The 19,145-nt window shown below is 57.8% G+C and carries 19 protein-coding genes; 6 read left to right on the top strand and 13 right to left on the bottom strand.

Features of this window, described 5'->3' with window-relative positions; genetic code table 11:
• Positions 1 to 7 precede the first annotated feature (7 nt).
• The 3 genes from tusC to R5M92_RS04825 are packed head-to-tail and all read left to right on the top strand — an operon-like array spanning position 8 to position 1,038.
• Complete coding sequence (tusC, locus tag R5M92_RS04835) at positions 8 to 379, top strand: sulfurtransferase complex subunit TusC (protein ID WP_346798268.1); 372 nt, start codon at positions 8 to 10, stop codon at positions 377 to 379.
• Positions 380 to 388: 9 nt separating this feature from the next.
• Positions 389 to 685: a sulfurtransferase complex subunit TusB gene (gene tusB, locus R5M92_RS04830; protein ID WP_346798266.1), complete on the top strand. Its 297-nt coding sequence runs from the start codon at positions 389 to 391 to the stop codon at positions 683 to 685.
• Between the two features lie 2 nt (positions 686 to 687).
• Positions 688 to 1,038 carry a TusE/DsrC/DsvC family sulfur relay protein gene (locus R5M92_RS04825; RefSeq protein ID WP_346798264.1) on the top strand — a complete coding sequence of 117 codons (351 nt, stop codon included), beginning with the start codon at positions 688 to 690 and terminating at the stop codon, positions 1,036 to 1,038.
• Positions 1,039 to 1,047: 9 nt separating this feature from the next.
• Here R5M92_RS04825 and moaB read toward each other — a convergent pair whose 3' ends face one another.
• From moaB to R5M92_RS04805, 4 genes are all read right to left on the bottom strand, one after another.
• Complete coding sequence (gene moaB / locus R5M92_RS04820) at positions 1,048 to 1,560, bottom strand: molybdenum cofactor biosynthesis protein B (RefSeq protein ID WP_346798262.1); 513 nt, start codon at positions 1,558 to 1,560, stop codon at positions 1,048 to 1,050.
• Positions 1,557 to 1,877, bottom strand: coding sequence for a DUF1244 domain-containing protein (locus R5M92_RS04815; RefSeq protein WP_346798260.1), 321 nt, complete (start codon positions 1,875 to 1,877; stop codon positions 1,557 to 1,559). The genes moaB and R5M92_RS04815 overlap by 4 nt, the downstream gene beginning before the upstream one ends.
• A 34-nt stretch (positions 1,878 to 1,911) precedes the next feature.
• On the bottom strand, positions 1,912 to 2,544 hold the full coding sequence (locus tag R5M92_RS04810) for an XRE family transcriptional regulator (protein ID WP_346799249.1): 633 nt from the start codon (positions 2,542 to 2,544) through the stop codon (positions 1,912 to 1,914).
• An 86-nt stretch (positions 2,545 to 2,630) separates the two neighbouring features.
• Positions 2,631 to 3,581 carry a histone deacetylase family protein gene (locus R5M92_RS04805; RefSeq protein ID WP_346798258.1) on the bottom strand — a complete coding sequence of 317 codons (951 nt, stop codon included), beginning with the start codon at positions 3,579 to 3,581 and terminating at the stop codon, positions 2,631 to 2,633.
• A gap of 105 nt (positions 3,582 to 3,686) precedes the next feature.
• Here R5M92_RS04805 and R5M92_RS04800 point away from each other — a divergent pair, with 105 nt between their 5' ends.
• The gene (locus tag R5M92_RS04800; protein WP_346798256.1) at positions 3,687 to 6,434 is read left to right on the top strand and encodes a bifunctional acetate--CoA ligase family protein/GNAT family N-acetyltransferase; all 2,748 of its coding nucleotides are present in this window, start codon (positions 3,687 to 3,689) and stop codon (positions 6,432 to 6,434) included.
• 76 nt (positions 6,435 to 6,510) lie between these two features.
• Here the strand turns inward: R5M92_RS04800 and pdxH are convergent, their stop codons facing one another.
• The 4 genes from pdxH to R5M92_RS04780 all read right to left on the bottom strand — a co-directional run bounded on the left by pdxH (position 6,511) and on the right by R5M92_RS04780 (position 8,746).
• Positions 6,511 to 7,158, bottom strand: coding sequence for a pyridoxamine 5'-phosphate oxidase (gene pdxH, locus R5M92_RS04795; RefSeq protein ID WP_346798255.1), 648 nt, complete (start codon positions 7,156 to 7,158; stop codon positions 6,511 to 6,513).
• A 69-nt stretch (positions 7,159 to 7,227) separates the two neighbouring features.
• On the bottom strand, positions 7,228 to 7,620 hold the full coding sequence (locus R5M92_RS04790; RefSeq protein WP_346798254.1) for a DUF2069 domain-containing protein: 393 nt from the start codon (positions 7,618 to 7,620) through the stop codon (positions 7,228 to 7,230).
• Positions 7,617 to 8,243: an NAD(P)H:quinone oxidoreductase gene (wrbA, locus tag R5M92_RS04785; RefSeq protein WP_346798252.1), complete on the bottom strand. Its 627-nt coding sequence runs from the start codon at positions 8,241 to 8,243 to the stop codon at positions 7,617 to 7,619. Before wrbA ends, R5M92_RS04790 begins: the two co-directional genes overlap by 4 nt.
• Positions 8,240 to 8,746 carry a gamma-glutamylcyclotransferase family protein gene (locus tag R5M92_RS04780; RefSeq protein WP_346798250.1) on the bottom strand — a complete coding sequence of 169 codons (507 nt, stop codon included), beginning with the start codon at positions 8,744 to 8,746 and terminating at the stop codon, positions 8,240 to 8,242. Before R5M92_RS04780 ends, wrbA begins: the two co-directional genes overlap by 4 nt.
• Positions 8,747 to 8,901: 155 nt before the next feature.
• Between R5M92_RS04780 and smrA the strand changes: the two genes are divergently transcribed.
• Positions 8,902 to 9,492, top strand: a complete 591-nt coding sequence (gene smrA, locus R5M92_RS04775) for a DNA endonuclease SmrA (protein ID WP_346798248.1) — start codon at positions 8,902 to 8,904, stop codon at positions 9,490 to 9,492.
• A gap of 25 nt (positions 9,493 to 9,517) precedes the next feature.
• Here the strand turns inward: smrA and R5M92_RS04770 are convergent, their stop codons facing one another.
• From R5M92_RS04770 to metH, 4 genes are all read right to left on the bottom strand, one after another.
• Positions 9,518 to 10,027, bottom strand: coding sequence for a DUF934 domain-containing protein (locus tag R5M92_RS04770; RefSeq protein WP_346798246.1), 510 nt, complete (start codon positions 10,025 to 10,027; stop codon positions 9,518 to 9,520).
• The gene (locus R5M92_RS04765; RefSeq protein WP_346798244.1) at positions 10,020 to 11,672 is read right to left on the bottom strand and encodes a nitrite/sulfite reductase; all 1,653 of its coding nucleotides are present in this window, start codon (positions 11,670 to 11,672) and stop codon (positions 10,020 to 10,022) included. The genes R5M92_RS04770 and R5M92_RS04765 overlap by 8 nt, the downstream gene beginning before the upstream one ends.
• Before the next feature lie 174 nt (positions 11,673 to 11,846).
• Entirely contained in the window at positions 11,847 to 13,190 is a 1,344-nt protein-coding gene (locus R5M92_RS04760) for an MATE family efflux transporter (RefSeq protein ID WP_346799247.1), read from the bottom strand.
• Between the two features lie 2 nt (positions 13,191 to 13,192).
• Positions 13,193 to 16,888, bottom strand: a complete 3,696-nt coding sequence (gene metH, locus R5M92_RS04755; protein WP_346798242.1) for a methionine synthase — start codon at positions 16,886 to 16,888, stop codon at positions 13,193 to 13,195.
• 269 nt (positions 16,889 to 17,157) lie between these two features.
• On the opposite strand from metH, the gene nfuA reads away from it, so the two are divergent.
• On the top strand, positions 17,158 to 17,763 hold the full coding sequence (nfuA, locus tag R5M92_RS04750; protein WP_346798240.1) for a Fe-S biogenesis protein NfuA: 606 nt from the start codon (positions 17,158 to 17,160) through the stop codon (positions 17,761 to 17,763).
• Between the two features lie 52 nt (positions 17,764 to 17,815).
• Here nfuA and R5M92_RS04745 read toward each other — a convergent pair whose 3' ends face one another.
• Entirely contained in the window at positions 17,816 to 18,901 is a 1,086-nt protein-coding gene (locus tag R5M92_RS04745) for a DNA-binding protein (RefSeq protein WP_346798239.1), read from the bottom strand.
• Positions 18,902 to 19,145 lie beyond the last annotated feature (244 nt).

Below are 19,145 nucleotides of genomic sequence, written 5' to 3'. Positions count from 1 at the left end.
ATTCACTATGACGTCTTCGGATACCGCCGACCTGCTGATGATATTACGCCACGCTCCGTATGGTTCCAGCTGGCTTCGAGAAGGGCTCGATGCTGCCCTGGTCGCTGCGGCGTTTGGCCAGCAAGTCAGTCTGCTTTTCCTGGGGGAGGGGATTTTATCTCTGTTGTCGAACCAGGCAGCCGGCGCGCCGGGGCAAAAAGCGACAGCGCCATCAATAGATATGCTGCCAATGTACGATATCGAGACGGTGCTGGTCGCTCAGGAAGATCTGGCTCGCTATGAATTGACTCTCGAGGATTTACGCTTGCCGGCAAGGGCATGTGACGACGAGGCGATTCAGCGGGAAATCACTCGGCATGCCGAAGTGCTTACGTTCTAAAGGGGACGCATGAATCTTCACATACTCAACCACCCCCCAGGACATGGCCTTGCCGATAGACAAGCGATCAGTGCCATGGGGGATAAAGACCGCTTGTTGTTGATAGAAGATGGCGTGCAGGCGCTATTGATGCCCCAGTGGGAAGGTTGGCATAAGCTGAATGGGCGTATCTATTTTCTCGAAGAAGATGCTTGCTCGAGAGGTGTGGCGGGGCGAGCGGCACAGCTACAAGATTGCCATGCCGTGGACATGCCGGGATTCGTGGCACTAACTGCGTCAGCCGATAAAACCATTACGTGGTTCTGATTATGGCAAGTACAGAAATATACCGTTATCTTGATTCCAAACATCAAATACCTCTTGATCCTGAAAATTATTTGGTTAAACAAGAGCAGTGGAATTCTGATATTGCGGAATTATTGGCTCAGGAAGAGGGAATGACGTTGACCCAAGCACATTGGGAAATCATTGAGGTCGTTCGACGCTTCTATCAGGATTATGCCATGGCTCCCCCCATGCGCCCCTTGGTCAAGGCTGTAAGTAACGAGCTGGGGCCGGAAAAAGGGCGTTCAATTTATCTAATGCAGCTTTTCCCGGGCAGCCCGGCGAAGCTGGTAGCCAAGCTTGCTGGACTGCCCAAACCGGCGAATTGCCTTTGATCCTGGCAGTCAGTAAGTATGTTGCCTTTTTTCCGGAATCACGAGGTTGGCGAAATTGCAGGGCCGGTGATCGCTATCGAGCTGTTCGGCAAGGATACCTTGCCACGCCGTGCGACAGGCTCCTGTGGAGCCGGGAAGACAAAAGATCAGGGTTTGATTGGCAAGCCCTGCCAGAGAGCGGCTCTGTACCGTGGAACTCCCTATTTCCTGATAGGAAATCTGGCGGAACAGCTCGCCGAAGCCTGTAATAGGTTGATCCAGCAATACGCTTATGGCTTCCGGGGTGGAGTCGCGGCCGGTAAATCCGGTACCGCCTGTGGTAAGAATTACATCTATCGCAGGGTCTGCAATCCAGCGGGAAACTAGAGCTCGGATCTGGTAAATATCATCCGGCACCAGTGACTTTTCCGCCAGGTGGTGACCCGCCTGGGTCAGGGCATCCGCCAGAAAGGCTCCGCTTTTATCGCTGGATTCATCACGCGTGTCGGAGAGTGTCAGTACCGCGATATTCAGACCGATCATTGTTGCTGCTCCTGCTTGCGGCGTTGCTTGGCCTCAAAGGCAGCCATTTGCTCCGCGGTGGCAGGTTGCTGATACTTGGCTTTCCATTCGCGGTATGGCATGCCATAGACATGTTCCCGGGCCTGCTCCTCGGATATCGTTAGTTGCTGTTCTTCTCCCGCTTGAACAAGCCACTTGGAAAGGCAGTTGCGACAGAAATCGGCCAGGATCATCAGGTCGATATTCTGTACTTCCTTGTGTTCATCCAAGTGGGCGAGTAGCCGTCTGAATGCAGCTGCCTCGAGTTGGGTGCGTGTTGCCTCGTCTAGTTCTTGCATTCTTACCTCCTTGCATTGCCTGTTCATCAGTTGACTAGTCCAGGTCGCCGCGGGTACATACCGAAAGCACCGTGGCGTCCGCTTCACCGATGGAAACGAGGGCGTGACCCATATCGCTATCGAAATAGATACTGTCACCTTCATTCAGGCTCAACGGCGCGTAGAATTCGCTATACAGCAAGATACTGCCTGAAAGAATCATGAGAAACTCTTCCCCGTCGTGACGAACCCACTGCTGAAATTCTGTGAAGTCGCGGGCGCGGACAATGGTCTTGAAGGGGATCATCCGCTTTTGTGCCAGCTGATGACCAAGTAGTTCGTGTTCATAGGTCGGCGTTGGGTGAAGCTGCCCCTTGCCGCTACGGGTAAGATCACGTCGCGCCAGAGTATGGTGTTCTTTTTTCGGCGGAGTGAATAGCTGCGGAAGGTCGATATTGAGCCCACCCACCAGTTTCTGCACGGCGGTGAAGGTGGGTGAAAGCTGATCGTTCTCGATCTTGGAGAGGGTCGAGCGTGCCAGTCCCGTGCGTCGGCTGACATCTTCTAATGTCCAGTGGTTGGCCAGGCGGATCGCCTTCAGCCGCTCACCCAAACGCAAGGGCTCGACGAAGGGCTTGCGCCCCGCGGCAATACGTAAAGCAGCATGATGTTCAGGGAAAACGGTCATAGACACAAGGATGGGTATCGGGCCAACGAAATCGCGTATGATAGCACATGGCTTTGGCGCTTTCGGTGGCCCGGCGCGAAAGGGCGTTATGACTCGGTGGTTGGGGTGGCGAAGGGCAGTCCCAGCAAGGCCTTGAGATGCGCTTCCACTCCCCGGGCCAGCGAATCGTGGTCATAGCCGCCTTCGAGTACCGATACCACCCGGTTATCGGCATACAACGTGGCGATTTCCATGGCCATATGGGTAATCCAGTAGAAATCTTCGTCCTCCAGGCAGATATCCGCCATGGGATCTTCCCGATGCGCGTCGAATCCCGCCGAAATCATGACCAGATCCGGTTTGAAAGCATGCAACGCCGGCAACCACTGCCCTTCGATGATGCGCCGGAAGGAGCTACTGTCGGTTCCCACCTCCAGCGGAGTATTCACTACGTTCTGCCATTCGCTGCGCAAGTAACGCCACGGATAGAAGGGGTACTGGAAACTGGTGCAAATTAGTATTTCGGGGTCGTTCTTGAAGATATCGATGGTGCCGTTGCACTGATGCACATCGAAATCCAGGATCGCGATGCGTCGAGCACCGTATTTCTCCCGGGCATGGGCAGCGCCCACGGCGACATTGTTGTAGAAACAGAATCCCATGGCATCGGTGGCTTCCGCATGGTGGCCAGGTGGGCGAACCGCGCAGAAGACGTTATCCGCTTGACGTTTGAAGACCTGGTCGACTCCCCGAATAACCGCGCCGGCCGCCATGCGCGCTGCCTGCAAGCTATCGGGGTTCATCATCGTGTCGCTATCCAGCGTGACAATCCCTTCTTCGGGAACGCATTTATCCAGTGCTTTCAGATGACGGGTGGGATGCACTCTTGCCAACTGCTCTTGGCTGGCTTCCCTGGCATCCGCCTGCATTGTCTGTTGCAATAAACCACTCAGGGAAAGCCGCGCGCGAATCGCCTCGAGACGCAACGGGCTTTCAGGGTGTTCCGGCCCCATATGATGCAATTGGCAGTCCGGGTGGGTAAGGTAGGCGGTGATCATCCAGGCGCTCCATTATGATTAAAATCACCTTAAGCGTGATTCACCCTTGCGCGACAGTGTCAATAAGTCGTACACAGAACCTAACGACCTAAGGGAGAGCCACACGTGAGTACCCGCTTTTTACATCACTTCTTCGAACCCCGGACCCTGGCCGTGTTCGGTGCCTCCGAAAAACCCAACTCATTGGGCGGTCTGGTGCTACGCAACATCCAGGATGGGGCGTACCGGGGCCAGATTTGGGCGGTAAACCTCAAGGGTTACGAGCGGGTATACGGCGAGCCTTGCTTTAGCCGCGTGGAACACTTGCCCGAGGTTCCTGATCTTGCGGTGGTCTGTTCTCCTATTGATGGCGTACCCAAGCTTATCAGTCAACTGGGAAATTTCGGTGTAAAGGCGGCGTTGGTTCTTTCGGGAGGTGCGTATCTCGATCGCGACAAGGGCAACAAGGGGTCTATCCGCGAACGAATGCTGCGTGCCGCGCGGGAATCGGGTATCCGGGTACTGGGCCCCGAATGCATGGGGCTCATCGTGCCGGGCAAGAAGCTCAACGCTTCCTATGCCAGCCAGCCAGTCAAGGCTGGGCGTGTCGCCTACCTGGGCCAGTCGGGGATGCTGGCCAATGCCATGATCGACTGGGCGGCCGGGCGAGGCGTGGGCTTCTCGCATCTGATCACTGTAGGCGATAGTGTCGATGTGCTACTACCCGATTTGATCGACTATGTGAACCAATTTTCTCCAGCCCAGGCGATTCTCTTGCATCTCGAGCATGTCAAGGATGCCCAGCACTTCATGACCTCGGTCAGGGATGCCTCACGCAATCGCTTGGTGCTGGCGATAAAAAGCGGTCGTACTCCCGCCTCGGATATATCCGGGATGGAACCCACACCGGGTATTGCCAATCGAGACGTGGTTTTCGATGCGGCCTTTTCTCGGGCGGGTGTGGTGCGGGTCAACGATTCGGATGAGCTTTTCGATGCCCTGGAGACCCTGTCGCGTATGAAACCGCTGCGCGGTGATCGGCTTGCCGTGGTTTCCAATGGCTTGGGTCCGGCCATGCTTGCCATCGACAAGTTGATCAGTGCCGGCGGTAAGATCGCGGAGTTCACCAACGAGACGCGCGATGCCCTGCGAAGCAGCAATGTAGATATGAGCAAACCCGGCGAAAATCCGGTGGATATCGGCGGGAACGCCACGCCCGAGCGTTTTGTCGAGGCACTGGAAGTGGTAGCGACTGATGCCAATGTCGATGCTGTGCTGGTCGTTCACGCGCCAACTCGGATGGCACCTTCCAAGATTACGGCGCAGGCGCTGATCGCTAACCGCAAGCGCTTCAAGCGTAACTTGCTGACCAGTTGGATGGGGTTGGAAGAGGCCTTGAAAGCCCGCCACGAGTGCAACGTGGCGGGTATTGCTACCTACATCTCCCCGGAAAAAGCAGTGAAGGCTTTCACGCACATGGTGGATTACCAGCGCGTCCAGGCCCTGCTGCAGGAAACTCCGCCCAGCTTGCCATTCTCCACCAGCCAGGAAATTCGTGGGCGTTGCCGGACGCTGATTGCTCAGGCCAAGGAGCAGGGGCGTCAGACCTTGACGCACTCGGAAACGGCACAGGTTCTGGAAGCCTACGGTATTCCCGTTGCCACCAGCCGCTATGTCACCACTGCAGAAGAAGGCTTTCGAGTCGCCGAGGAAATGTCGGGCCCCAAGGCGTTGAAGGTGGTACACGAAGGGAACTGCCGACCTTACCGGTACCGTAAGCATCCTCACAAGATTTCCGCCGGTCTAATGCAGGATCTAGTGTCGCCCGAGCAAGTAGCCGACGGTATCCGCCAGCTAGGGGAGAAGGTTGGCGAGAAGTTTCCCGAGTACGCTATCCGAGAATATTGCTTGCAGCCGATGCAACGTGGCAAGCATTCGATGCAGATCTGTGCCGGTATCACGCGCGATCCGGTTTTCGGACCGGTGATCGTATTCGGCATCGGCGGCTACAAGGTTAACGTGCTGGCGGACCGTCAGGTAGCCTTGCCCCCACTCAACATGAGCCTGGCGGCGGATATGGTGGGCCGTACCCACGCTGCCTCGCTGATTCGTGAACACTCCGCAGATCCACAACGCGATATCCAGCAACTTTGTCAGATGCTGGTCAAGCTCTCGCAGATGGCGTCGGATTTAAGCGAATTACGCGGCCTGGAGCTGAACCCGCTGCTGTTGAATCGCGATGGGGTCATGGCCGTGGACTTTGCCATGGATCTCGGTGCGCCGGCTCGCTTTGCCATTCTGCCGTACCCCGAGGAGCTTCGGGAATGGGTAACGCTGAAAAATGGCTGGCAAGTCGAGGTTCGTCCCATCCGGGCGGAGGATGCACCGCTGATCACCACTTTCCACCGCCAGCTGTCGGAAGAGAGCATTCGCTTTCGCTACTTCCACAACAAGTCGGATTTGACCCAGCGCGACCTGTCGATCCTTTCGCACATCAACTACGATCGCCAGATGGCGTTTATCGCAGAACATCAACGGGATGACGGCGGCAAGGAAATGCTCGGCGTGGTACGGGTATGGAACGACCCCGACAATATTCGTACCGAGTTCTCGGTGATCATCCGCGACGACCTGCAGGGGCTAGGGATCGGCAGCCTGTTGATGAACAAGATGATCGCTTACTGTACCAGTATTGGTACCCTGGAAATGATCGGCAAGATCATGGTGGACAACCATCCCATGCGGGCATTGATGAAGCATCTGGGTTTTCGTTGTCGCTACAACATGGAAGAGCAGGTCGTGGATGCCGTAATGCGACTCAATGAGCCTGAAAGCGAGTGGCAGCGCCATCGCCTGGAAAGCTTGCCAGACTGAATCAAGCCCGGTTTTTTGCCGGGCAAGTGCCGATACTGACTATTATTGACTACCGATTACCGACGAGTCATGACGCTCAAGGTGCCAGACGGAAGCGATTCCAGTGACCGTCACCGTCGCGGCGTTCATAACGAATACGGTCGTGCAGCCGGCTCGGCTGGCCTTGCCAGAACTCGAGCATGTCCGGGACCAGACGATAGCCACCCCAATGAATGGGACGAGGAATATCCTGACCTTCGTAGGCTTGTTCGAAACGTTTCTGACGTTCTTCGATCCAGCTCCGGCCCGGTATAACCACGCTCTGAGTCGCGATCCAGGCTCCCAGCTGGCTTCCACGCGGGCGGCTGGTGAAGTACTCATCTGATTCTTCGGCACTGACGACTTCCACCCTGCCTTCGATACGCACCTGGCGCGAAAGGGAAGGCCACCAGAACACCATGGCGGCAAAAGGTACGTTGGTCAGTTCGCTGCCTTTGTGGCTATGGTAGTTGGTGAAAAAAACCATTCCCTGCTCGTCGAAACCCTTCAGCAGCACCACACGGGCATGCGGGCGCCCCTGGCTGTCCACGGTGGCCAGGGTCATTGCGTTGGCATCGTCTTCTTCGCTTTCCACGGCCAAGGTGAACCACTCGTCGAACAGTACCAGAGGCTCGTTCGGGGTGTCGGATTCTTGCAGATGGCCGCCTTCATAATCGCGCCTGATATCGCTAATATTGCGTGTCATCGGCTTGTTCTCCTTGATTTTTATCCATGTTCGCCGGGATGTATAAAAAGCTCAAGCAGTTCGTTCAGCTCAACGGCGTTGGGTCTGGCGGCTCTTGAATCGTGCATATCCCATGCAACCGGTGAACAGGGCCAACGACACCATCGCCTCGATCACACCTCGCACCCCTTGACCCGGCAGGGTAGCCACCATGACCCCCTGAGTGAAATACAACAAGCTGACGAATGCCAGCCATGCATGACCGCGCGGGCGATGGCCCAGAATCGAAGGCAAAAACAGCAGCAAAGGCAAAACGAAGGCAACCATCGGCCCCCATTGGCTTCCATCGCCCTGGATGGCAAAGCCTCGGTATAGCATCAACAACAAAAGCAGGCAAAAGCTCACCACCACCAGCTGGCGAGAGCGATGGACGAGCAAGGGCAGGCCGTGTCGTTGTTCCACACCTTCCAGCCACTTTCTCATACCGTCGTCTCCTGTCGCATCGCTTCAAGCGCCTGAGTGAGGCGGGCGATCCGCCGCCCTTGTGCGTACGCCAGGGCTCTCTCGTCTTCATCCAGCTGCTTGTCGCTGCGCGCGCCGGCTACATGCGATGCGCCGTAAGGTGTGCCCCCTGATTGCGTGGAGATCAGACGAATTTCGCTGTAAGGAAGCCCGGCATAAACCATGCCGTGATGAAGTAGCGGGAGCAGCATGGAGAGCAGGGTACTCTCCTGACCACCGTGCAGGCTGGATGTCGAAGTGAACGCGCAGGCGGGCTTGTCGATCAGTGCTCCGTTCATCCATAACGAGCTGGTGGTATCGAGAAAGTACTTGAGCGGTGCCGCCATATTACCGAAGCGAGTCGGGCTACCCAGCGCCAGGCCGCTGCATTGTCTGAGATCGTCGAGGGTGGCATACACGGCGCCTTCTGCCGGAATCTCTTCATCCACGGCTTCGCAGGTAGGCGAAACAGCTGGCACGGTTCGCAGCTTTGCCGTCATCCCGGCGACACTCTCGACGCCAGCCGCTATTTGCCGAGCCATTTCCGCCGTGGCGCCATGGCGGGAGTAGAAGAGGATCAGTACATAAGAGGTAGCGTCTGTCATCGTGCATCCTGTCCGGGAAACGAATAATCACCCAATGATACCAGAGGCAAGCCCGGTACAGGGATGCTGCCGGTACTGGAATCCTCTGCCGCCAGGCGCCGGTAGACCCAGGCGCACGAGCCATCCTTCAGCGTGACGCGGAAACGCTCGTAGCGAATACCCAGGCGCTCGTAGCGGTCCAGGCGCGCAAGCTCGCGGGCCGATACCTGCAAGAGTTGTCCCGCAACAGCATCCCCGGCGGAAGCCTTCAGATCCAGCCCTTCGCGACGAAAGCCTTCTAGATAAGCCGGGTCGGGCTCGCCCATGCGGCCTATCACCACAAGCCGTACAAGGGAATGGCGCAAGGTACCGTAGACGAAGACGTCATGGGTGCGATCTTCAATGGGTTGCAGAGTGGAAGGGGGATCGTAGAACCAAGGACTCAGCATGGTCAGCCATAGCCAACAGGCGATTCCCACCACGATGGCGAAAGCGGCAACGATGACACGTTTGAACCGGCGCATGAAAGCTACCCGAGTAAAACCGGCAGCTTGGGCGAAACCGGGATATGGTTCAAGTCATGGGAGTGCCAGATCCGGATACAGGCTTGGCTGAATACTTAAGCTGGACCTCAGGTTTTTGCTAGGATGAAGGCAATCATCAATCGGGAGGCACAGCCATGAACCAGTCTTGTCATCAAGATGTGGACTTTCAAGCGTTGGTGGGAGACGTGAAGCCGCTACGCTCAGGCAACCGTGCCGATATCCGCAAGACCAGCCGTGCCCCGTCCGACGCCCAACTGGCGCGCAGAGCAGGAGCGGAAGCGGCGTTGGGAGACGATAACTTCCTGTCCGATGATTTCGTCGACTTGCTGCCGCCCTTTGATCCCGTCGAGTTTCACCGTGACGGCATTCAGCAGGGGGTGATGGATCGCTTACGCCATGGAGGTTATACCGCCCAGGCCCATCTGCACCTGTTGCGACGCCCCCTGGCCGAATGCCGGCGCATGGTTCTGCCCTTTATTCAGGATGCCTATGCCCATGACTTGCGCTCGGTCATGATCATCCATGGCCGTGGCCGTGAAATCGACAGCCCGGCCAATGTCCTGCGCTCATATCTGGTCAAGTGGCTAGCCCAGATCGACGAGGTACAGGCAATCGCCTCGGCCCAACCCGCGGATGGTGGGCTGGGGGCAACCTGGGTCATGCTACGCAAGAGCGACCGGGCCAAGGCCAATAACCGTGAGCGCCAGCAGAAACGCCGGGGTTAGCCGTTTCGAGCCAGGCCTGGAAAACTCAGGAGTTTTCCAGGCGCTTGGTGAAGATGGCGGTGCGCTCTTGCACATCGGTCTGGTAGCGCACGCTGAAAGCGTTGAGCGCACGCAGCGCATCCTCAGGATGCTGGTCATCGCGTAGCGCCATGGTATCGAAACCGCAGCGACGCATGTAGTTGAGCTGATCGACCAGGACATCGCCTACCGCACGAATTTCACCGGGATAGGCGAAACGCTCACGAAGCAACCGGGCCAAACTATAGCCACGGCCATCGGTGAAGGCGGGAAAATTGACCGCCACCAAAGGGGAAGCTTTCAGCTCCTTGGCAAGCGATACGGTAAGCTCGGTATCGCTTGCCAGCAGCGGGGCGAGTTCGGCATCGCTGCTGTTGGCTAGCCACAGTCCCAGCGGAACAATGGCCGGACGCTGCTCCGGCAACGCTTCCTCGTCGTACGAGACGCACCAGGAGTTCTCTGCCGCAAGCTCGCCGTGAGCGATCAAATGATCGACATGCACAAGAGAATCAGGCATATACACGCTCCTTGAACGGTTTGAGGCCGATACGACGGTAAGTGTCGAGGAAGCGTTCATCCTCGTGACGCTGTTCCACATACACCTTGAGTACCTTGTCGACCACGTCCGGGACGTCCTCGCGGAAGAAGGAGGGACCGAGAATCTTGCCCAAGGATGCATCGTCGGTGGCGTTGCCACCCAGCGAGATCTGGTAATACTCTTCGCCTTTCTTGTCGACGCCGAGGATGCCGATATGGCCGACATGGTGATGGCCACAGGCATTCATGCAGCCGGAAATATTCAGATCCAGCGGACCCAGGTCGTAGAGAAAATCGAGATCCTCGAAGCGTTCCTGTAACGCCTGGGCTATGGGAATGGAAACCGCATTGGCCAGAGCACAATAATCGCCGCCTGGGCAGCATATGATATCGTTGAGGGTTCCCACTGTGGGGTTGGCCATGCCGAGTGCCTCAAGCTCCCGCCACAGCACTTCCAGCTCATCCACCGGGACGTCCGAGAGTACCAGGTTCTGCTCGTGAGTAACGCGGATCTCGCCGAACCCGAAACGGTCGGCCAGGTCCGCCACGGCTTCCATCTGATCGGCGGTCACGTCTCCCGGCGCATGTTCGCGGCGCTTCAACGACAGCGTCACTGCCTTGTAACCCGGCACCTTGTGGTCGGTGACGTTGTTGGTCACGAAGCGCGCGAAACTGCGATTTTCGCTGCGAAGCCGTTCGAAATCGGCTATCGCGCTTTCGGCCACCGGCCGGCGATCGGGCTCGGGGAAGTGTGCCTTGGCGGCGTCCACGGCGGCCTGGTTCAGGGTTTGCGGTCCGTCTTTCAGATGTACCCATTCCTCTTCGACGCGGCGACGGTACTCCTCGATGCCCAACGCCTTGACCAGAATCTTGATACGCGCCTTGAACTTGTTGTCGCGACGTCCGAACTGGTTGTAGACCCGTACACAAGCTTCCAGATAGGTGAGCAGGTGCTCCCACGGCAGATCATCACGAACCACGTCGCCGATCATCGGCGTACGGCCCAGGCCGCCGCCGGCAAGAACGCGCACTCGCAGCTCGCCTTGCTCGTTGTACCACAAGCGCAGGCCGATATCGTGAACCTGAATGGCGGCACGGTCCGTAGTCGCCCCGCTGACCGCAATCTTGAACTTGCGCGGCAGGAAGGCAAATTCGGGGTGCAGAGTGGACCATTGACGGATCAACTCGCACCAGGGGCGGGGATCTTCCACTTCGTCTAGGGCGATACCCGCAAACTGGTCGCTGGTGGTATTGCGAATGCAGTTGCCGCTGGTCTGGATAGCATGCATCTGGATGGTCGCCAGCTCCGCCAGGATGTCGGGCACATCGTCCATATCCGGCCAGTTGAGCTGCAGATTCTGCCGGGTGGTGAAATGTCCGTAGCCTCGATCATAGCGACGCGTGATCTTTGCCAGCCCGCGTAATTGATAGCCCGCCAGCATGCCGTAGGGGATCGCGATGCGCAGCATGGGAGCGTGTCTCTGGATATAGAGACCGTTTTGCAGACGCAAGGGGAGGAACTCGCTCTCACCCAGGCGTCCAGCGCGATAACGCGCCATCTGGTCGCGGAACTGGGCGACACGCTCCTCGACCAGGGTTTGATCATGATTATCGTAACGATACATTAGGCACGGTCCTGCAGATGCAAAGTGATCGCGTCCGGACGGGACATCGAAGTACCCGTTACCTTAACGCGCGGTATATATTCTACAAAAGAATATATAATTATCTTTTTATTTCAAATTTGTATTAAAGAGACATCAAATCCTTCGATGATCGATCCGGGTAGAGCGCGGTCATTAGATAACGCTTGAGTGCAGCCGCCGTGTTACCCAGCGTTTGCGTTGCCAGATCAGCACAAAACCAGCCGAATTGAGTATCCGATAGCCCAGTTGGACCCACCAGACGCCTAGCAGCCCATATCCAAGCTCGACACCGACCAGCCAGGCCAGCGGCAGAAAGACCAGCCATTGCATTCCCAGAGTCAGCGACATGACGGTACGTTGCGCCCCGGCTCCGAGTAGCGCCTGGGCCAGAACAAGGGCTGCAGCATCGAGGACGATCATCACTGCCGTCAATCGCAGGGGAAGAAGCCCCATGTCGATGATCTCGGGATCCGTGAGGAAAATACCCAATACCCGTTCGGGCACCACCAGCATGGGCAGTGCCAAGGCAGCCAGACACCACCAAGCGACGCGCAACACATCCCATCCCCAGCGATGGGCTTCGTGGCGTGCGTCTCGACCCAGCGCTTCACCCACCAGACTCATCGCCGCCACTCCCAGCCCCACTCCCGGCAGAATCAACAGCAGCGAAAGATTGATCAGCACATGTCCCAGCGCAACGCTTGCGGTATCGATCCGCCCCAATAGACAGAACAGGACGGCATAGCCAGCGGCGAACCATAGCTGCTGTAAAGAGTGCGGAACCGCCAGGACCAGGGTAGCAAGCAATGTACGGCGCGGCGGCAGGTTACCGCAAACAGAGGCTTGCCGAGACTCTCTCGGGCTGACGAATAACCAGAGTAGCAGTCCCGCGAACAGCGACAACGTCGTGCCGAGTCCCGCTCCGGCGGCGCCCATTTTCGGCAACCCGAAATGACCGAAGATCAAGCCGATACTAGCCAGCACGTTGAAGACATGTACCACCAGGATGATACGAAAATACATTCCAGTCTGCTGGATACCATTCCAGTAGCCGCGAAAGCACAGCGTCATGGCGATAGCCGCCAAGGATAATACTCGCCAGCGGAAATACTCGACCGCTACCGCCTGGACGTCCGCTGAGTCGTTGAGCAGCGTCACCAGGAGCGGCGCCTGCCATAGCGCCATCAAGGTGACAGGCACGGAGACCGCGAGCCCCAGTATCAGTCCGGCATTAAGAGGCCGAACATGTCCACTGGCTTGCTCGGCACCATAAAAATGCGCGGTTTGCGCCTGAACCGCTGACGACAGACCAAATACCAGTGCTGTGATCATGAACATGGCATAGCCGCCGATGCCCACCCCCGCCAGGGCGATTTCACCAAGCGACCCCACCAGGGCGGCATCGACCAGGTTGAGCACGCTCTGTGAAAGCATCCCGGCGATGATCGGTAACGCCAGCCGCAGGATTCGCCGACGCCGGTGCGGTTCGGGCAGCACGCTCAACTCGGATCGTAGGAGAGCACCGGCGACAACCAGCGCTCCAGCTCCGTCAATGCCATGCCCTTGCGCTGCGCCAAGACTTCTACCTGATCCCGAGTAATCTTGCCGGTGGAGAAATACTTGGATTGGGGGTGAGAGAAATACCAGCCCGACACCGCCGCAGCGGGCCACATGGCGAAGTTCTCGGTGAGACGAAGGCCTGTCTGGCGTTCGGCATCTAGCAAGCGGAACAGCGTTGCCTTCTCGGTATGGTCGGGACACGCCGGGTAGCCCGGCGCGGGACGAATCCCCTGGTATTTCTCCGCTATCAGTGCCTCGTTATCCAGCGTTTCCTGCGGTACATAGCCCCAGAACTCCTTGCGCACCCGCTCGTGCATACGCTCGGCGAATGCTTCCGCCAGGCGGTCCGTCAGTGCCTGCACCATGATGGCGTTATAGTCGTCACCCGCGGCCTCGTAGGCCTTGGACAACTCTTCGACTCCGTGGCCGGTGGTAACCGCGAAACCGCCGATCCAATCCGGCCTGCCGCTTGCCTTGGGAGCGATGAAGTCGGCCAGGCTATAGCAGATACCATCGCGGTTCTTGGTCATCTGCTGGCGAATATGATGCAGTCGCTCGATCACTTCACTACGTGATTCATCGGCATAGACCTCGATCACATCGTCATCGACGCTATTGGCGGGCCACAGGCCGATCACACCGCGCGCCTGGACCAGGTTTTCGTCGATCAGCTTCTTGAGCATGGCCTGGGCATCGGCAAACAAGCTTCGTGCAGCCTCACCGACCACCTTGTCGTCGAGGATCTTGGGATACTTGCCCGCCAGCTGCCAGCTCATGAAGAATGGCGTCCAGTCGATACGCTCGATCAGCTCGCCTAGATCGTAGTCGGTGAAGGTCTTGAGCCCTGTCATATGGGGCGCGGGCGGAGTGAAGCTTTCCCAGTCGGTGCGGAAACGCCGCTTGCGTGCCTGGGCGTAATCGAGATCGGCCGCCTTGGGGCGGCGCTTGGCATTGCGCTCTCGCACCTTCTCATAGTCCTGGCGGATCTCCGCCACGTAGTCCGGCTTGAGATTCGGCGCCAGCAGCTTCCCGGCCACGCCCACCGCTCGCGAGGCATCGGTGACGTAGATTACCGGGTGCTCGTACTGAGGCTCGATCTTCACCGCCGTATGCGCCTTGGAGGTCGTGGCGCCGCCGATCAGCAGGGGCAGGTCGAAGCCTTGGCGCTGCATCTCCTTGGCCACATGCACCATCTCGTCCAGAGACGGGGTAATCAGCCCCGAAAGACCGATGATGTCGGCTTTCTCGTCTCTGGCGGTTTGTAGAATCTTTTCGGCGGGCACCATCACGCCCAAGTCGACGACGTCGTAGTTGTTGCATTGCAAGACCACGCCGACGATATTCTTGCCGATATCGTGAACGTCGCCCTTGACCGTGGCCATGACGATCTTGCCCTTGGCCTGGGTGTCCTCGGTCTTCTCCGCCTCGATATAGGGAATCAGGTAGGCCACCGCCTGCTTCATCACCCGCGCCGACTTGACCACCTGGGGCAGGAACATCTTGCCGGCACCGAACAGGTCGCCGACCACGTTCATGCCATCCATCAACGGCCCTTCGATGACTTCGATAGGTCTGGCGGCCCGAGCGCGGGCCTCTTCGGTGTCTTCCTCGATGTAGGCGGTGATGCCTTTCACCAGGGCGTGGGAGATACGCTCGTTGACCGGCAGGGTGCGCCACTCCAGGTCTTCCTTCTTGGGGCCACCACTGCCGTCGCCCTTGTACTGGTCGGCGATTTCCAGCAATCGCTCGGTACTGTCGGCGCGGCGGTTCTGCACCACGTCTTCGACCGCTTCGCGCAGCTCCGCCGGCAGGTCGTCGTAGACGGCCAACTGACCGGCATTGACGATACCCATGGTGAGACCGGCCTTGATGGCGTGGTAGAGAAAGACCGAGTGAATCGCCTCGCGCACCGGATTGTTGCCGCGGAACGAGAACGAGACATTGGAGACCCCGCCGGAAATCATCGCATGGGGCAGATTATCGCGAATCCACTGGGTTGCCTGGATGAAGTCCATGGCATAGTTGTTGTGCTCTTCGATACCGGTGGCAATGGCGAAGATATTGGGATCGAAGATGATGTCTTCCGCCGGAAATCCAATCTCGTCGACCAGCAGGCGGTAGGCCCGCTCGCAGATTTCCACCTTGCGCTCGAAGGTATCGGCTTGGCCCTGCTCGTCGAAGGCCATGACGATGATCGCCGCACCGAAGCGGCGACAGGCGGTGGCCTGTTGGCGAAAGACTTCCTCGCCCTCCTTCATGGAGATGGAATTGACTACCGCCTTGCCCTGGACGCACTTGAGCCCGGCCTCGATGATCTCCCATTTGGAGGAGTCGATCATGATCGGCACACGAGCGATATCCGGCTCACCGGCGATCAGATTGAGAAAGCGCACCATCGCTTCCTGGGACTCGAGCATGCCCTCGTCCATGTTGATATCGATTACCTGGGCGCCGTTTTGCACCTGCTCCAGCGCCACTTCCAGCGCTGTGGTGTAGTCCTCTTCGACAATCAGGCGCTTGAAACGGGCGGACCCAGTAACGTTGGTGCGCTCGCCGACATTGACGAACAGCGAGTCGGACTCGATGTTGAAGGGCTCGAGACCCGACAGGCGGCAGGCGCGGGGCCGTTCGGGTACCTGCCGTGGCGCCATCTCTCGTACCGCTTCGGCAATGGCCTGAATATGTTCCGGGGTCGAGCCGCAGCATCCACCGATGATATTGACCAGCCCGCTTGCGGCGAACTCGGCGACGATGGTCGCCATTTCTTCCGGCGACTGGTCGTACTCGCCGAATTCATTGGGCAAACCGGCGTTGGGGTGCGCCGAAACGAATGTGTCTGCCTTGACCGAGAGCTCTTCCAGATAGGGGCGTAGTTCCTCGGCTCCCAGGGCGCAGTTGAGACCGACCGAGAGCGGTTGCGCATGACGGACCGAGTTCCAGAACGCCTCGGTGGTCTGGCCGGAGAGGGTGCGGCCGGAGGCATCGGTAATGGTGCCGGAAATCATCACCGGCAAGCGTTCGCCCCGGTCTTCGAACAGTTCTTCCAGAGCATAGATCGCTGCCTTGGCGTTCAAGGTGTCGAAGATCGTCTCGATCATGATCAGATCACAACCGCCTTCGATCAGGGCCTCGGCAGCTTCGTAGTAGTTTTCCCGCAACTCGTCGAACGTCACGTTGCGCTTGGCTGGATCGTTGACGTCCGGCGAGAGCGAGGCGGTTCGCGAGGTCGGTCCCAGCACGCCGGCGACATACCGCGGCACTCCGGTTTCGTCGCCCACGGCATCGCAGACCTCCCGTGCCAGCCGTGCCGATTCCCGGTTGAGTTCGACCACCAGCGACTCCATGCCGTAGTCGGATTGGGAGAGGCGGGTGCTGTTGAACGTGTTGGTCTCAATGATATCGGCACCGGCCTCGAGATAGTCGCGATGAATTTCGCGCACGACTGCGGGGCAGGTCAGGGCCAGCAAGTCATTATTGCCCTTGAGATCCGAGGGCCAGTCCTTGAAGCGCTCACCACGGAACTCGGCCTCGCTGAGCTGGGCATTCTGCAACATGGTTCCCATGCCGCCATCGAGAATCATGATGCGGCGGGCAAGGCGCTCGGCAAGCGTGGTGGTCAAAGCACTAGCAGACATGAGAGGGGAGTGTCTCCAGCTTGGGTCAACAGAAATTGTCAGTGGGAAATTGTTATCATCGTCAAATGCGGCGACATAGCATATCAAATTCCGCCTGACGACGGCAGAGTCAGCTTTGTCGAGTGTAATGGACTGGGCTAGACGGCGCTCAAGGAACCAAATCCTACCAATTTGGTCAAGATTGTGTCAGCGCAAGGTTTTGCTTACCATAGAGACAACTGACATGCGAGGTGGCCAGTCGTCACCGCCACGGGAGGAAACAGACCCTCATGAGCAACACTGCGGAAAGCAAGAGCATCGAAATCACCGATAACGCCCAGGATTACCTCGCCGAACTGCTGGAAAAGCAGAACGTCGAGGGAATTGCCGTACGTATCTTCATTACTCAGCCCGGCACACCTTATGCCGAAACCTGCCTTGCCTATTGCCGGCCAGGGGAGGAGGAGCCCAGCGACGTAAAGCACGAGCTGGACAAGATCAACGTGTTCCTCGACAAGAACAGCTTACCCTTTCTTGACGATGCGGTGGTGGACTTCAATGCCGACCGCATGGGAGGGCAACTGACCATCAAGGCGCCCAATGCCAAGATGCCCAAGGTCAATGCCGACAGCCCCCTGGAAGATCGCGTGAATTACGTGCTGTATAGCGAGATCAATCCCGGCTTGGCGGCCCATGGCGGCGAGATCAAGTTGGTGGAGCTGACCGAGGAAAAATTCGCCATTCTCGCTTTCGGCGGTGGTTGTCAGGGCTGCGCGGCGGTGGATCTGACGCTGAAGGATGGAGTAGAGAAAACCCTAATGGAGCGCATCCCCCAATTGGCCGGCATCCGTGACGTAACCGACCATACCGATACCACCAACGCTTACTATCGTTAAGCCCTGTCGGTGTTATTTACTTGGGCTATCTAGGCTAACAAGTTTCGCCAGACTAGTCTGTTGATTTCCCTTCCTCTTTCGTGCTGGATTCCTGCGTTTGTCCGGTAGGGAGGGAGGGCTTATCCGGTGTAACGCTGGCCATCTGGGCATGAAGGCTTTCCAGGCTGTGCCACAAGCGGTTTTGCCACTCCTGCTCGACTCTTGCCTTTTCCTCCTTGATCTTCTCGATCGCTTCATCCTGAGCGTGCATACGGCTCTCTCGTGCAGCAAGCTCATCTGTCATTCGCTGATTTTCGCGAGTCAGCGCGACAAGCTGCTCCTTGTACTCGCCCAGCGACACTTCCGTTGCGTGATGCAGACGTTGGCTCTGCTCCTGTGCCCGTCGAGCATCCGCTAGTGACTGGGAAAGCGACTCGATCTTGCTTTCCAATTGCTGAGCACGTCTTTGCGCTGCCTTCTCGATAGCGGTCTGCTCCTGGCGAGCCGTATCCAGCATTCCCATCCACTTGCCTTCCGCCGCCTCATGGCGCTGCTCTTCGCGCTCCAGGCGCTCTCGCCATTCATTATCGTGCTTTTCGAGCTGCTGCTGATGGTCACGCTTCAGCATCGAGCGTTTTTCGCGTTCCGACTCAACACTTTCTGTTAGCTGTTCACACTGCAACTGGCTCTTGCGTAACTCATCGCTGGCTTGTTGCAGCTGCGCCTGGCTGTGAGCCAATTCTGCGCTGAGGGTTTCCAGGCGTTGCTCGGTGTGGCGCAAGTGCTCGGCCAGTGCACTTTGTCGCTGCTCGGCATTGGCCGCTTCCCGAGCGGATGATTCTGCCGCTTCTTGGGCACTTTCCACCTGCCGGCGTGCTTCTTCTCGATAGTGGGCAAGCGCCTGGTTGGCCACTTGCTGAGCTTCTCGCCACATTCCCTCCGCCAGGGCGGCGACCTCCGTGGGGACATTCCGGGGCGGGGGTACATCCCGGTTCTGCTCGCGCTCCAGCCGCCACTGGCGCAAGTGCTCATTTATTGTCGTAAAGCTCCCTGTGCCCAATACGTCCCGAATGCGTTGCACGCTGGGCGCATCACCCCTTGCCAGCAGGGTATCGATAGCCTGCTGAACGTCAGCGTACTGGATGCCACTGCGTGCCATTGAAAGCTCCTTGGAAGTTTATAAAGACTGCTCTGGATATGGATACATCATCGAGGGTTTGTCATTTCGATGCAATATTACATAATACGTATTACGTAAGTATATTTATCAAATTGAGATAAAATTCAACATTACGCGCCTTATCTTGAATTTACTGTCCCATATGGACAAAATGACAAGCTGTACCGCCAGCAAGCGCGGCCAGTCCATGAGATCAATCCATGCAACAACCCCCGGCGCCTCC

This window comes from Halomonas sp. Bachu 37 (assembly GCF_039691755.1).
Taxonomy (GTDB): Bacteria; Pseudomonadota; Gammaproteobacteria; order Pseudomonadales; family Halomonadaceae; genus Vreelandella; species Vreelandella kashgarensis.
Note: the sequence above shows the minus strand (reverse complement) of the source record. Positions and strands in the feature narration are given on the sequence as shown.